The organism is Pseudarthrobacter sp. L19 (assembly GCF_050859435.1).
Taxonomy (GTDB): domain Bacteria; phylum Actinomycetota; class Actinomycetes; order Actinomycetales; family Micrococcaceae; genus Arthrobacter.
Genome location: NZ_CP193935.1, coordinates 1,793,326 through 1,807,448 on the forward strand (window position 1 = coordinate 1,793,326; position 14,123 = coordinate 1,807,448).

Below are 14,123 nucleotides of genomic sequence, written 5' to 3' on the forward strand. Positions count from 1 at the left end.
TGGCACCAGTCGGGTGCTACTGGACGGCCGGCGCCTGCGGGGTTCCGTTCGGATCCGCCGGAGCAGTGCTGCCCCCGGTATCGGGGGCCATCTGGTCGGTGGCGTCTGCCAGCAGCATGCCGAGCAGGCGAACGGCGCCGTCCTTGTCGAGCGGGTTGTTCTTGTTACCGCATTTGGGCGACTGCACGCAGGACGGACATCCGGACTCGCATTCGCAGGCCTCGATCGCCTCCTTGGTGGCGGTGAGCCAGACGCGGGCCTTCTCGTAGCCGCGTTCGGCGAAGCCGGCGCCGCCCGGGTGGCCGTCGTAGACGAAGATGGTCGGCACTCCGGTGTCGGCATGGATTGCGGTGGAGACCCCGCCGATGTCCCATCGGTCGCTGGAAGCCACCAGCGGCAGCAGCCCGATGGCTGCGTGCTCCGCTGCATGCAGCGACCCGGGGAACTGCGGCTCGATGAGCCCGGCCCCGGTCAGGGAGCGGTTGTCCATGACAAACCAGACCGCCTTGGTGAACAGGTCCCGGGCCCCGAGTTCCAGGGGTTCCTCGCCGAGCACCTCATTCGAGATCAGGGCCTTCCGTTGAAAGGAGACCACCTGTGTCGTTACCTTCACATCGCCGAAATGCACCTCGACATCTCCCCAGCGCGTGGTCCGCTGGGTCTCCAGCACCTCGATCTGGGTTATGTCCCGGGCCGTCGTGTAGTAGTCGGGGTTCGCACGGCGCACCACCACGCAGTGCTCGGCCTCATTCAGGTCCTCGACGACGTAGCTCTCGCCCTGATGGACGTACACCGCCCCCGTATGTGCCTGGTAGTGCGTCTGCGGCGAATCCATGGTGCCCAGCAGCGAGCCGGTGTCCGCATCCACGATGCTCACGGGTCCGCCGCCGTCGGCCCGCAGGTTCACCATGGCGGCCGCGCTCTGCGGGTGCGTCCAGAACCAGCCGGCGGGACGTTTCCGCAGATAACCCTGCGCCACCAGCCGATCCAGGAGCCCCTCTGCCGTCGGCCCGAAGAGCGGGACCTCCGCCGGTCCCAGGGGCAGTTCCGCGGCGGCGGCGCACAAATGCGGGCCCAGGACGTAGGGGTTCGACGGGTCGAAGACGGTGGCCTCAACTGAGACGTCGAAAATCGCCTCCGGATGGTTCACCAGGTAGGTATCGAGCGGGTCATCGCTGGCCACGAACGCGGCGACGGCATCCTGGCCGGCCCGGCCCGCCCGGCCGATCTGCTGGAACAGCGACGCCCTCGTCCCGGGCCAGCCCGCCACCAGGACGGCATCCAGGCCGGAGATGTCGATGCCGAGCTCCAGGGCGGACGTACTCGAGACGCCCAGCAGCTCGCCGGACCGGAGGGACCGCTCGAGGGCCCGCCGCTCCTCCGGGAGGTACCCGGAGCGGTAGGCAGCCACGCGCTGCGGCAGGCTGGGATCGACTTCATCGAGGAGGCGTCTGGTGATGGAGGCGATGGTTTCGGCACCGCGCCGGGACTTGATGAACGCGATCGTCCTGATCCGGGAGGAGACCAGGTTCGCCAGGAGGTCGGAGGTTTCAGCCACGGCGGTCCGCCGTTCCGGGGCACCGTTCTCACCGCGCTGTTCCGTCAGCGCCGGTTCCCAGAACGCCACGGTGGTCGCCCCGTGCGGCGAGCAGTCCTCGGCGACTGCTTCGACCGGCGCACCGATCAGCCGGCCGAACGAGGTCCCGGGGTCCGAGGCGGTGGCGGATGCGGCGATGAACACCGGCCAGGACTGGCCTGTGCCGGTCCCGGCCTCCGCTCCGGAGTTGTAATAGGCACAGATCCGGCGGAGCCGGCGCATCAGGTTGGCGACGTGGGAGCCGAAGACCCCGCGGTAGCTGTGAGCCTCGTCCACGATCACGTAGCGGAGTCGGCGGAAGAACCGCGCCCACCAGGCGTGGTTGGGGAGGATTCCGAAATGAAGCATGTCGGGGTTGGCCAGGATCACGTTCGCGTGGTCCCGGATCCAGCGGCGGGAGGACGGGTCCGTGTCCCCGTCATAGGTCTCGGCCCGGACGGTGGGAAGTCCCAGCGACCGGATGGCGGCCAGCTGGTCCGCGGCAAGCGCCTTCGTGGGGGAGAGGTAGAGGGCGACGGCACCGTCGTCATGGATCTTTCCGGGGTCCGCGCGCACCCGCAGCTCGGACCGGTGCACGGCGTCGAGGGCGGGGAGCTGGTACGCCAGCGACTTCCCGGAGGCGGTGCCGGTGGCGATCACCACGTGCCGGCCCCCGTGGGCGAGGTCGGCGGCCCGCACCTGATGCCGGTACGGCTCGTGGATGCCGAGTCGGCCGTAGGCCTCAACCAGATCGGGGTGCGTCCACGCCGGCCACGGCTCGTTGACGGCCTCGCGGGCGGGGATGGTCCGCACGTGCCGGAGCTGTTCCGGGTCCGCGCCGCGGCCCAGCAGCGGGATCAGGGACTCGTGCGGATTCACTTCAACATTGTTTCACCCGGGCTCAAATCGGGTCCCGGGCTCACAAGGGGCTCACCCCACCGAGAGGTCGGCCCCTTCGTCGGACGAAGAGAGCATCAGGACATGGCAGACCGTGGTCCACCCCAGATGCGAGTAGAGCTGCTGGCCGTCCAGGGACGCCAGCAGCAGCCCGGCCTCTACGTCGTGCTCAAAGGCCTGCGCGGCGAGGGCCCGCATCACGAAGCTGCCCAGGCCGCGGCGTTGGAAGCCGGGTTCGGTCACGATCTTGTCGAAGACGGCGGTGTGGTCGGCGACGAACATGCGCCCGCTGGCCGCGACCCGGTCACCGGCGTAGACGACGGCGTGGTGGACACCGCCCTCCGTCGTGGGAACCCAGCGGAGGTCGTCGTCGGGCAGCCACGGGTCCTCGGCGTCCTGGGTTTCCATGTCCACGATCATCATGGTCTGCGACTGCGAGGTGACGTTCAGGCCGTGCCGGGCGGCCAGCCCGGTGTAACGGTCCACGTCGTTGGTGAGGATGGTGAGGATCCGGGCCGGCGCCTCGGCAGTCTTGGCGGCCAAGGCGGAGAACTCATTGTCGGAGGGATCGTGGGCGAAATACTCCCAGTCCCCGGTCGAGTCCGCCCGGAGGGCCGACGGAAAACGGCCCTCCCGTCCGGTCTCGTAGCCGCGGCATCCGGCCCAGCCGGCGACCCAGATCTCCAGGAGGTGGGTGGTGTCTTCAACCATCGCGTCCAGACTCATGGGATGAGAGTATTCCAGCCCCGCCGCCAGCAACAGGGTCCGGCCGGGGAGCGGGTGCTTGCTTACGCAATTGTGACCCGGGTGTCGGTCCGGCGCCGTGGCCGCCGCGGGCACGGGCGTCCTGCCACGCGGATGGGGCTCGTCGATCACGCGGGTCCAGGACCCCCTCCCGCGCCGGTCGGGCTTACCTGTCGCGCGGGCCCCGGGACCCCGTCACGAGGGCTGCGGACCCGCGTCACCAGAGTCGAGGACCCCCGTCACGAGGGGCATGGACCCCGCCCCGCAGGGTGGCCGCACCGCAAAGCCCAGTACGCTTAAAGGCGTGGCTTTGAACAAAATCGTCCTCTTTTACGGCTTCACCCCGGTGCTCGATCCGGAAGCGGTGCGCCTCTGGCAGCGCGCCCTCTGCGAAAAACACGGCCTCACCGGCCGCATCCTGATCTCCAAGGACGGCATCAACGCCACCGTCGGCGGCGAGATCGGGGCGGTCAAGCAGTACGTCAAGACAACCCGCGAATACCCGGGCTTCCGCGGCATTGACGTGAAGTGGTCCGACGGCGGCGCCGAGGACTTCCCCCGGCTCAGCGTCAAGGTCCGGGACGAGATCGTCTCCTTCGGCGCGCCCGGGGAACTCGAGGTGAACGAGGACGGCGTCGTCGGCGGCGGCACGCACCTGGCCCCGGAGGAGCTGCACACCCTCGTGGAGGCGAAGAAACAGGCCGGCGAGGATGTGGTCTTCTTCGACGGCCGGAATGGTTTCGAAGCGGAGATCGGCCGCTTCAAGGACGCGGTGGTCCCCGACGTCGCCACCACCCACGACTTCATCCGCGAACTGGACTCCGGCAAGTACGACGCGCTCAAGGACAAGCCCGTGGTCACCTACTGCACCGGCGGGATCCGCTGCGAGGTGCTCTCCAGCCTGATGGTGAACCGCGGCTTCAAGGAGGTCTACCAGCTCGACGGCGGTATCGTCCGCTACGGGGAGGCGTTCAAGGACCGCGGCCTCTGGGAAGGCTCGCTCTACGTCTTCGACAAGCGCATGCACCTGGAATTCAGCGACGAGGCGAAGACCATCGGCCGCTGCGCACGGTGCGAGGCGCCCACCAGCAAGTTCGAGAACTGCTCGAACCCCAGCTGCCGCACGCTGACCCTGTACTGCGCGGACTGCGCCTCGGACCCGGCCACCTTGCGCTGCCCGGACGGCTGCCCCGCCTGACGGCGGGCCCGCCTGACCGATGGGCGACGACGAGAGCGCCACGCCGACGGGCACGACGACGCCGCCGGCGCCACTAAGCAGGCGTCACAGCCGCCCCACCCGATAGGCGAAATTGGCCGGGGCGAGCGCCTCGACCTTGACCGTCAGGACCGAGTCCGCGGCCAGTTGCACCACGGTAACCCGCGAGGATCCGCAGCGCAGGCTCAGGTCCACGAGCGCGCTCTGCTTGTCGCTGATGGTGAAGGCCACCCGGCGGGTGCTCCGGCACGCCAGCGACAGGGCGTAGGTGCCGGCCGGGAGCCGCTCGGTGGCCTCGGTGCGGTCCGCACCGGCGTCGAGCAGCCCGGCACGGGACTGGAAGATCTGCGCGGTGGTGGCCGGCAGGATATCCCGGGCCCACTGCTCAAGCTCCGCCCCCATCACCGGGCGGTTCAACGCCGGGTCACGGCTGATAGCGCCGCCGGTGGGCGTCGCGGGGCCGGTCGCCGTCGTCCGGCTTCCGTCGTCGTACTGGTAATCGCAGCCGCTCAGCCCGCAGGCCAGGACCGCGGCGAGCGCGACGGCGGCGGGGCGGCCACGCGGGCGCCGCGGCGTCGGTGCCGGCGCGGTGGGCATAGTCCGACTCTAGGCCCGTGAACGCCCGGCTGCCAGAGCCCGGACGCCACCCGGGAGGACGCGCCCGGAGGACCTTACCGGGAGGCGGTCGCGGAGCACACCCCGGCGATGAACTCCAGTTTCTCCAGCACCGTCGGTGACAGCACGAACGGGTACAGGTCCTCCTCGCCCATGCTCCGGTTGATCTGGTTCAGGGCGATCGCGAGCGGCAGCCACTCGGTGTCCACCGTTTCCCGGAAGGACCTGCCGTCGGCCGCGGGGATCAGTCGATATTCGCGGGCAGTGTCCAGGGTGTCGCTGATATGCAGGAAGTGGGCGAAGGTCTCGGCGAAGTCCTCGTAGGGATGCATGGTGGCGTAGCGGGAGATGAACCGCTCGTTCCAGTCCTTTGGTGCGCCCTCGCTGTAGTGCCGGTCGATGGCGGCCTGGTAGTCCTCCGTGTCGTCGCCGAACAGCCGTCGGGCCACCGCGGTGGTGTCCGGGTCGGCGAAGACCAGTACGGTCTCGAAGTAATGGCCCACCTCGTGCCGGAAGTGGCCCAGCAGGGTCCGGTACGGCTCGTCGAGTTCGTTCCGCATACGTTCGCGGTAGCCGTCGTCGCTCTCGGCCAGGTTGATGGTGATGACGCCGTCGGCGTGGCCGGTCACCACGTGCTCGTGGGCGCTGGAGAGCAGGTCGAAGGCCAGGCCACCGTCGGGATCCTCGCTCCGGGGCACGATCGGCAACCCCAGGGCGTCGAGTTCGGCTACCAGTTGGCGTTTGGACCGCTCCGCCTTAACGAACTGTATGAGGCCCTTCGCGTCGTCGTCGTTGGGCCGGGTGCGGGTGAGCCCGCAGCTGAAGCACTCGCCGCCGCGCTCTGCGGCCAGCCAGGTGCAGGCCGCCAGCCCGGCGCCGGCGCACGGGAACCAGACGGTGTCGGCGTCGTCCCGGTATTCCCCCGCCGAATCGACGGTGACGACGGCGCCGCGGGGCCGGAAGTAGGCCAGCCGGGCGCCGCAGTGCAGGCACTCCCCGTTCTCGACGTACACGGCCGAGCCGCAGGAATCACAGGAGTGTCGTTTCACCTCCCGATCCTACGCTTCGGCCCCCGGCCCGGAGGGCTACTTCGCGGCGGACTGACCGCGGGCCTGACCGCGGCGCCGGAACGTGCCCGCGATGGAGAGCTTGCCGGAGTACTGGATGGAGCCGTACCGGAACAGGTGTGCGGCCAGGCGCAGGATCAGGACGCCCACCACCAGGAGCTCCACGATGATGATCACCGACTCCAGCGGGCTGAGGGTGCCGAACGCGTTCCGCAGCAGGCCCGTGACCGGGGCGGACATCGGGAAGTAGGTGAAGACCTGGACGATCGGTGCCTGCGGGTCGGAGATGATCAGGCTGATCGCGTAGAACGGCACGAAGATCAGCGCCATCAGCGGCCCGAAGATGGTGCCGGCGTCCTTGGTGGTGGGCATGACGGCGCCGATGGCCACCAGCACGCCGGTGAAGACGGTGAAGCCGCCCAGCAGCAGCAGTGCCCCCACCACCATGGGTCCGGGTTCGAAGGTGATGGTGGACAGGTCCAGGGCCGGGAGCGCCAGTTTGTCGCGGAAGAACAGGAAGCCCACCGCCACCGGTGTCAGCAGGACCAGGATCTGCACCGCGCCCACCATGAACAGCGCGGCCACCTTGCCAATGATCAGGGTGGTGGGGTTCAGGGTGGTCAGGATCATCTCCGTGACCCGGTTTTCCTTCTCCTCCAGGGTGCTGCTGAGCATCTGGTTGGAGAGCAGGATGATCGAGACGTAGAAGATGACCAGGAAAATCAGCGGCGGGATCGCGGAGCCGATGCCACCGGTCAGGCGGCCGTCCTTGAAGGTCTGCGCCTCGGTTTTGACGTTGCCGCTGGCCGCCGCGGTGAGCTGCGGGGAGCCGACGGCGGCCTGCGCCGAGACGGTCAGCAGCTGCTTGGCGACGGCGTCGTACTTGCCGTTCTCGAAGATCCCCCGGTCCGCGCCGTAGATCTTCACCGTCTGGGTGGCCGGTTCCGCAGGGAACGCGAAGTAGGCGTCGCTGCGTCCCTGTTTCACGTCGCGGATGGCCGTCTCCGGGTCCGAAGCTTTCGTGCCGCCGATGGCACGGGCGATGGTGTCCGAGACCAGCCGGGAGTCATCGGTGTAGGTGAACGAGAAGGACGCGGTCTTCTGCGCGTCGGAGCGGGCCTCGGTGGAGGAGTTGCTCAGGTAGACCAGGGCGAACACGATGGCGATAACCACCGGGATGGCCAGGGTGGCGATCCAGAAGGCGCGCTTCTTCAGCGTCCGGGTGAACTCGAACGCGATCACGGTGCGCAGGTTGTGCCGGGCGAACGGCCGGCGCGGCGGGACCGGGGCGGGGGCGGCCTTGGCGGGCGCCTCGGGGAGGGTGCTGTGGTGCGTCATCGGGTCCGGGCCTCCGCTAGTTCGTGCTGTTCGCCGTAGACCTTGATGAAGACCTCATCCAGGGACGTCCGGGCGCTGGTGAAGGAGCGGACCGCCACTCCGTGGTCGATCAGTTCGCGCAGCACGGCCGCCTCGTCCGTCCCGCCGCGCGGCGAGAGTTCGGCGTTCCCGCCGGCGTCGCTGACGACGTCGTAACGGGCCGACGCGGGCAGGGTACCGGAGTAGCTGAGCCGGTAGCGGGTGCCGCCGAACTGTTCCTGGACCTCGGAGACGGTGCCGTAGGCGCGGGCCGTGCCGTCCTTGAGCAGGATGACCCGGTCGCAGAGCCGCTCCACTTCCTCCATCTGGTGGGTGACCATGATGACGGTGGCGCCGGAAAGTTTCTGTTCGTCGATGATGTCCATCAGCAGCCGCCGGTTCACCGGGTCGAAGCCCTTGGTGGGTTCGTCCAGGATCAGCAGCTCGGGGTCGTTCATGATAGTGACGCCCAGCTGGACCTTCTGCTGCTGGCCGCCGGAGAGCTTGTCCAGCCGGGTGGTGGCCTTGTCGCCCAGGTCCACCCGGTCCAGGTACTCCCGGGACCACGCCCTGGCGCGGGACTTGTCCAGGCCCTTGAGCCGGCCGAAGTACACCATGACGTCCAGCACGGATTCCTTCTTATAGAGGCCGCGTTCCTCCGGCAGGTACCCCAGCCGGGCGCCGTCGCGCGGGCTGAAGGGTTTCCCGCCGATGTGCAGGGTGCCGGCGGTGGGCTGGTAGATGCCCAGCAGGGCCCGCAGCGTGGTGGTCTTCCCGCTGCCGTTGCTGCCCAGAAAGCCGAATGTTTCCCCGGCCCGGACGTCGAACGACAGGTCGCGGATGACCGTCTTCTCGCCAAAGTCCATGCGGAAGTCTTGAATGTGTACCAGCGGCTCCGGTGCCGCGCCCCCCAACGTCATGCGGCCATTTTAGCCGCCGGCAGCCGACGTGAGGTGCCGCGGGTTCCCCCGGCGTGGCCCGCGCAAGCGGTGCGGGCCCCAGCATGGCAGGCCGGCGCGGCCAGCCCGGGTCAGGCGCGGCCAGCCCCCGGGTCAGGCCGCGGGGGTCAGCTGGTAGGCGTAGATCAGCGGCGCGTCGACGCTGGAGGCGCTGATCGCCACGGTCCCGGCGGCCGGCACCTTGATCGTTGCGGTCTCCCGGCTGCCGTTGCAGGCCGCTCCCGCCTCCGCAAGCTGTTTGCCGTCCAGGCTGACGGCGAAGAATTCCTTGCCGCCGCCGTCGCAGCTCATGGTCAAGGTGTAGGTGCCGGCCCCGAGGGGGCGCTCTTCACCACGGGGGTGCGGTTGAGGATCTTCCCCGCATCCGACAGGACGATCCCGCTGGCGGAGGGGAGTGCCGTGGCCTTCCATGCGTTCGCATCCGTTGACTCCACCGATGTGACGGGCGCGCAGGCGGAGGCGCCGAGGACGACGGCGGCGCCGGCCGCCGCGGCGTACGCCCCGCGGAGCAGGCGGCGCGGGACGGGCATCGGGGAAGCAGTGGGCATACTTCCAACTTACCGGGTCAGCGGCAGGGCCGATGGCCGCCGGCCGGACCCTTGACCTTGACGCAGCGTCAAGATTTACCCTCGAAGAGACGGCCCGGCAGGGCCGCGGAGGGGACCAAAAGGAGGGAGCCGGGATGGAATGGTCCGTGCAGCAGCTGGCCAGGCTGGCCGGCACCACCAGCAGGACGCTGCGGCACTATGACGCCGTCGGCCTGCTCAAGCCCAGCCGCACCGGAAGTAACGGCTACCGCTACTACAACCACGCCGCGCTGCTCCGGTTGCAACGGATCCTGCTGTTGCGGGAACTGGGGCTCGGTCTGCCGGCGATCGCCGACGCGCTGGCCCACGAACAGCAGGCCGAACGCGCGCTCGCCGGGCATCTGCGCTGGCTGGTCCAGGAACGGGACCGCCTGGCCCGGCAGATCGCCTCGGTCCGGCGCACCCTCGAGGCAGTGAAGACAGGAGAGAACATCATGGCAGAGGCAATGTTTGACGGATTCGATCACACCCGCCACCAGACCGAGGTTGAGGAGCGCTGGGGCAAGGAGGCCTACGCCCGGGCGGACGCCTGGTGGCGGGGGATGGGCGGCACGGACCAGGACGCCTGGAAGCGGGCCGCGGAACAGCTCAGCGCCGACTGGCAGGCCGCGGCGGAGTCCGGTGCGGCCCCGGACAGCCCGGCGGCCCGGGAATTGGCCGCCCGCCACGTCCGCTGGCTTGCCGCCATCCCCGGAACCCCGGCGGCGGACGGCGGCGACGGGCTGAAGCCCTACGTCCTGGGTCTGGGGGAGCTGTACGTGGCGGATCCGCGGTTTGCCGCGAACTACGGCGGTGCTGCCGGCGCGGCCTTCGTCCGGGATGCCCTCCGGGTGTTCGTCGAGGGGCAGCCTTAGCCCGGCCGGTGAGCTAAGCCGGGGGTCCCGGACCGCGCCTAAACTTGACCGGTGACCTCCTCGACTCTTTTCACCGCCGGCAACACCCCCGATGCCCCGCGCAGCGACCTCCCGGACCTGACCGGGGCTCTCGCCCGCGACCTGCTCGCCATCGGCTACACCGTCGACGGGGTCGCCGCGTTCCTCGGTGAGGCCGCCCACGCCGCCCTGGCCCGGGACCAGCTCATCCCGGCCCTGATCGCCGTCGACGACGCCGTCGCTGCCGACCCGTCCGCCGCCGCGCTCGCCGCCGTCGTCCGCCTCTGGCTGCTGGCCGAACCGCAGACCGCTGCCGCCCTCGACGCCGCCCTGCCCTCGGTGCGCGCCGCCGGCCTCGCCGAACTCGGCCTCGTGGAGGCGGCGGAGGGCGGCCTGGTCCGGGCCGGCGTGGACCTGCGGCCTTACGGCTGGGACCCGGCGACGGATGAGGAAGGGCAGCCGAACGGGGGTGCCGACCTCTGGGTCGCCAGCGACCTGGCCGCGCACCAGAGCCCCGGCGTGCTGCGCCGCGACCACGTGCTCGGGATCGGCCAGGCATCCACCACCCTGGTCCAGGTCACCGCCCGGCGGCACGTGGCCCGGGCCCTGGACCTCGGCACCGGCTGCGGCGTCCAGACCTTCCACCTGCTCCACCACGCCGAGCACGTCACCGCCACGGACATCTCGGACCGCGCCCTGGCCTTCACCCGCTTCAACCTGGTCCTCAACGCCCGGGAGCTGCACCTGGACCCGAAGGACCTCGGCAGCCGCGTCACCCTGCGGCGCGGGTCGCTGCTGGAACCGGTCGCCGGGGAGGAATTCGACCTGGTGGTCTCCAACCCGCCGTTTGTGATCACTCCGCGCACCGCGGGGGAATCGACGGCGGACCAGTTCACCTACCGCGACGGTGGCCTGCCCGGCGATGAGATCGTCGCCGCCCTGGTCCGCGACCTCCCCTCCGTCCTGGCACCCGGCGGCACAGCGCAGATGCTGGGCAACTGGGAAATCCCGGCCGGCCAGGACTGGTCCGCCCGGCCGCAGCAGTGGGCCCCGAAGGCCGCCGACGTGTGGTTCATCCAGCGCGAGCAAGTGGGTCCCGAGCAGTACGCCGAAACCTGGCTGCAGGACGCCTCCGAGGGCCGGGACCGGGACCTGTACCGCCGTTCCTACGCCGCCTACCTGGACGACTTCGCCTCCCGCGGCGTCACCGCGATCGGCTTCGGCATGATCTTCCTGCGCCGTCCCGCCGGGGGAGCCGGGCCGGTGCTGCGGCGCTTCGAGGAGATCACCTACCCGATCGAGCAGCCCGTGGGGCCGCACCTCGGGGCGGCCGTGGAACGGGCCGACTGGCTTGCCAGCCACGACGTCGAGGCGGCGCACCTGCTCGTGGCCGACGACGTCACGGAGGAACGGCACCAGCGGCCGGGCGCCGAGCACCCCGGCGTGATCCTGCTGCGTCAGGGTGCCGGGCTACGCCGCACCAACCTGTTGAGCACGGAGCTGGCCGGCTTCGTCTCAGCGTGCGACGGCGAGCTCACCGCCGGGCAGATCGCCGGGGCGCTCGATGCCCTCCTGGGCGGGTACGAGGGCCACGACAGCGGCGCCTTCCGGCAGGGGCTGCTGGACGACGTCGCCAACCTCGTCCGGGACGGCTTCCTGCTCCCCGCCTGACCGGGTCCTGCCTGGCTGGTCCGTACCCGAATGGTCCGTGCCTGACTGTTCCGGGCCCGGGATGCGCAAGACCACCACGGCCACGGCCGCCGCGACCAGCACTCCCGCGGTGCCGGTGGCGAGGAAGCTGGTGCGGACCGGCAGCGCCGCACCGAGGAGGCCGCCGAGGGCCAGCGCCGCGATCGACACCGCCCGCGTCATCCCGCCAAGGATCGCCATCGCCTGGCCGCGCCCGGTCTCGGGAATCCGGAGGATGGTGATCGCCCCGAAGCAGGCGTTGAGGACGCCGCAGGCCGCGCCGGTCGCGGTGTAGGCGGCAAACAGCCACGCCACCGTGGGCACCAGCGCCGTCGCCCCGAGCAGGGCGGACGTCAGAATCATCGCCGCCAGCAGCGCCCGGAGCCGGTTCCGTCCGTTCCCGATCCGGCCGGCGAGAGCCGCGCCGGTGGCCATGCCCAGCCCGAAGGCCGCGGCCAGCAGCCCGTACTCGGCCTCGCTGGCGCCCAGTTCGCCGCGGGCCAGGAACACCTCGAGGACGTTGGTGGCCTCGCCGGCGACGATGAAGAACATGGCGCCGAGCACCAGCGCCCACACCAGGGTGTCCCGCCGGAGCAGTCGCAACCCGTCGAGCAGCGCCGGGGCAGGCCGCCCCGCGCGTTCGGCGGCCGTGCCGCGCCGGGTGCGGATCAGCAGGGCACCGGCTCCCATTGCCAGGTAGCAGCCGCCGGCCACCGCCACCACCAGCCCGGGGCCGCCCCAGCCGGTCAGCAGTCCGCCCGCGGCCGGCCCCGCCATGCCGGCGATCATGGTGGTGGCCTGCATGGTGCCCACGGCCTTGGGGGTGCGCTCCTCGCCGACAATCCGGGGCAGCAGGGCCTGCCAGGTGGGGCCCGCCACGGCCTGGGCCGCGTCCAGCAGGAACGTCATGGCAAACAGCAGCGGCAGGTTCAGGGCACCGTCCTGCAGGCCGAAGGCCATCCCCGCCACCGCGGCGGCGCTGGCTAGGGACGCCGCCGTCGCCAGCGTCCGTGAATCCCGGGTGTCCGCCAGCCGCCCGGCCCAGGGGGCCAGGAGGACCAGGGGCAGGGCGGAGCAGGCCAGGTAGGCGGCCACCAGCCACGGCCCGGCGCCGGCACCGTTGCCCGCGGATTCCCCCTGGAGCCGCAGCATGACGGTGACGACGACGGCGCCCATGCCGGCGGCGGCGACGAAGCGGAGCCGCTGGCGAGCAGGAAGTCGTGGTTGCGCCACAAAGGGGCGGCCGGCGCGGGAGCCTTATGAAGTGTTTGTTTCATAACTGGACGATAGGTCCGCACTGTGCGGGTGTCAAGCATTCCTTTCATAGTTTGGAAACCGTCGCTAGACTGGGGGAGTGAAGACAGAGAACCCGCCGGCGGATTCCGCCGAGGCGCCGGCCGGCAAGCGCAGGCCGCGCCCGGAACAGAAGGTGGAGATCACCGACCCCAAGGCCATCCGGGCCCTGGCCCACGCCGCACGGCTGGAAGTGATCTCGGAGCTGTACTCCACCCAGGTCAGCCGCACCGCCACGGAGCTGGCGGCACAGACCGGCCTGACCCCCAGCGCCATGAGCTACCACCTGCGCGCCCTGCAGAAGTGGGGGATCGTGGTACCGGCGGCCACCGCCGGGGACGCCCGCGAGCGCCGCTGGAAGGCCGCCGGAACGGACTTCACCATCAAATCCGGCGGCGGACCGGCCAGCCCGGAATTCGCCGTCCTCGACCTGGAACTGGACGCCTACCGCCGACGGGTCAAGGCACACGCCGAGGCCCGGGATGAGCAGCGGCGGCGCGGCGAAACCGGGGAACCGCCCGCCTCGGTGGTGCTGGCCAGCAACCTGCTCTACCTCACGCCCGACCAGCGCGCCGAGCTGACCGACCGCATCTTCGGGCTGCTGCGCGACTACGAACTCGAGGCGCCGGACGCAATCCCGGACGGGGCCGTGCGGATGGCCACCATGTGGTCGATGATTCCCGACGACCGCGGCGGCCCCGCGGCCGACTGACCGGCGCCCCGCCCGGTGCCCTCTGAAAGCCCCCGACGACCGGAAGAGTGTCCGTGACTGCACCGCTTGCCCCCATCCACGTCGACGAATACCTGCCGCACCCGCCGGCGGCCGTCTGGCGCGCCCTGACCGAGCCGGCCCTGATTGCCGACTGGCTCATGGACAACGACTTCAAACCCGTCGTCGGCCACGAGTACACCATGCGCGGGACCCCGGTCCCGGCCGTCGGCTTCAGCGGCCTGGTCGCCAGCCGCGTCCTGGAGCTCCGGGACGGGCGCCTGCTGCGGATCTCCTGGCGGGACGCGGAGGCGGGCAACGACCTGCAAAGCACCGTAACCTGGACCCTTGCCCCGGAGGGAACGGGGACGCGGTTGTCCATGATCCACGAGGGATTCAACCCCGCGGAGCCCAGCCACGCCGTCGCCCACCGCATCATGTCCGGAGGCTGGCAGGGCCACCTGCTGACACGGCTGAAGGACACCCTCGGCCGCATCGCGCCCTAGCCTCACGGCGGCGGCGGCGCGGGTCCGAAGCCGCCGC

At 70.6% G+C, this 14,123-nt stretch carries 13 protein-coding genes and 1 pseudogene; 5 read left to right on the forward strand and 9 right to left on the reverse strand.

Annotated features, from left to right (window positions below; all coding sequences use genetic code 11):
• Window positions 1–16: 16 nt before the first annotated feature.
• A complete protein-coding gene (locus tag ACRQ5B_RS08515) occupies window positions 17–2,455 on the reverse strand; it encodes a DEAD/DEAH box helicase (protein WP_432393257.1) in 2,439 nt (812 codons plus the stop codon).
• A 51-nt stretch (window positions 2,456–2,506) separates the two neighbouring features.
• Window positions 2,507–3,199 (reverse strand): GNAT family N-acetyltransferase, encoded by a 693-nt coding sequence (locus ACRQ5B_RS08520; protein ID WP_432393258.1) that lies wholly within the window; start codon window positions 3,197–3,199, stop codon window positions 2,507–2,509.
• Between the two features lie 322 nt (window positions 3,200–3,521).
• Between ACRQ5B_RS08520 and ACRQ5B_RS08525 the strand changes: the two genes are divergently transcribed.
• Window positions 3,522–4,415: a rhodanese-related sulfurtransferase gene (locus tag ACRQ5B_RS08525; RefSeq protein ID WP_432393259.1), complete on the forward strand. Its 894-nt coding sequence runs from the start codon at window positions 3,522–3,524 to the stop codon at window positions 4,413–4,415.
• An 84-nt stretch (window positions 4,416–4,499) separates the two neighbouring features.
• Here the strand turns inward: ACRQ5B_RS08525 and ACRQ5B_RS08530 are convergent, their stop codons facing one another.
• From ACRQ5B_RS08530 to ACRQ5B_RS08555, 6 genes are all read right to left on the reverse strand, one after another.
• Complete coding sequence (locus ACRQ5B_RS08530; RefSeq protein WP_432393260.1) at window positions 4,500–5,030, reverse strand: hypothetical protein; 531 nt, start codon at window positions 5,028–5,030, stop codon at window positions 4,500–4,502.
• Between the two features lie 74 nt (window positions 5,031–5,104).
• Entirely contained in the window at window positions 5,105–6,097 is a 993-nt protein-coding gene (locus ACRQ5B_RS08535; protein ID WP_432393261.1) for a zinc-binding metallopeptidase family protein, read from the reverse strand.
• 36 nt (window positions 6,098–6,133) lie between these two features.
• On the reverse strand, window positions 6,134–7,453 hold the full coding sequence (locus ACRQ5B_RS08540; protein ID WP_432393262.1) for an ABC transporter permease: 1,320 nt from the start codon (window positions 7,451–7,453) through the stop codon (window positions 6,134–6,136).
• Window positions 7,450–8,391, reverse strand: coding sequence for an ABC transporter ATP-binding protein (locus ACRQ5B_RS08545; protein ID WP_412883961.1), 942 nt, complete (start codon window positions 8,389–8,391; stop codon window positions 7,450–7,452). The genes ACRQ5B_RS08540 and ACRQ5B_RS08545 overlap by 4 nt, the downstream gene beginning before the upstream one ends.
• A 132-nt stretch (window positions 8,392–8,523) precedes the next feature.
• Window positions 8,524–8,721: a hypothetical protein gene (locus tag ACRQ5B_RS08550; RefSeq protein WP_432393263.1), complete on the reverse strand. Its 198-nt coding sequence runs from the start codon at window positions 8,719–8,721 to the stop codon at window positions 8,524–8,526.
• 2 nt (window positions 8,722–8,723) lie between these two features.
• A complete protein-coding gene (locus ACRQ5B_RS08555; RefSeq protein WP_432393264.1) occupies window positions 8,724–8,978 on the reverse strand; it encodes a hypothetical protein in 255 nt (84 codons plus the stop codon).
• A gap of 134 nt (window positions 8,979–9,112) precedes the next feature.
• Here ACRQ5B_RS08555 and ACRQ5B_RS08560 point away from each other — a divergent pair, with 134 nt between their 5' ends.
• Together ACRQ5B_RS08560 and ACRQ5B_RS08565 are read left to right on the forward strand one after the other, a co-directional pair.
• On the forward strand, window positions 9,113–9,871 hold the full coding sequence (locus ACRQ5B_RS08560; protein WP_432393265.1) for a MerR family transcriptional regulator: 759 nt from the start codon (window positions 9,113–9,115) through the stop codon (window positions 9,869–9,871).
• Between the two features lie 51 nt (window positions 9,872–9,922).
• The gene (locus ACRQ5B_RS08565) at window positions 9,923–11,560 is read left to right on the forward strand and encodes a DUF7059 domain-containing protein (RefSeq protein WP_432393266.1); all 1,638 of its coding nucleotides are present in this window, start codon (window positions 9,923–9,925) and stop codon (window positions 11,558–11,560) included.
• 93 nt (window positions 11,561–11,653) lie between these two features.
• Here ACRQ5B_RS08565 and ACRQ5B_RS08570 read toward each other — a convergent pair.
• A pseudogene (locus tag ACRQ5B_RS08570) lies at window positions 11,654–12,754 on the reverse strand (MFS transporter); the annotation flags it as partial.
• Between the two features lie 178 nt (window positions 12,755–12,932).
• Between ACRQ5B_RS08570 and ACRQ5B_RS08575 the strand changes: the two are divergent.
• Together ACRQ5B_RS08575 and ACRQ5B_RS08580 are read left to right on the forward strand one after the other, a co-directional pair.
• Complete coding sequence (locus ACRQ5B_RS08575; RefSeq protein WP_432393267.1) at window positions 12,933–13,583, forward strand: ArsR/SmtB family transcription factor; 651 nt, start codon at window positions 12,933–12,935, stop codon at window positions 13,581–13,583.
• Window positions 13,584–13,636: 53 nt separating this feature from the next.
• Window positions 13,637–14,086, forward strand: a complete 450-nt coding sequence (locus ACRQ5B_RS08580) for an SRPBCC family protein (protein WP_432393268.1) — start codon at window positions 13,637–13,639, stop codon at window positions 14,084–14,086.
• The last annotated feature ends 37 nt before the right edge of the window (window positions 14,087–14,123 follow it).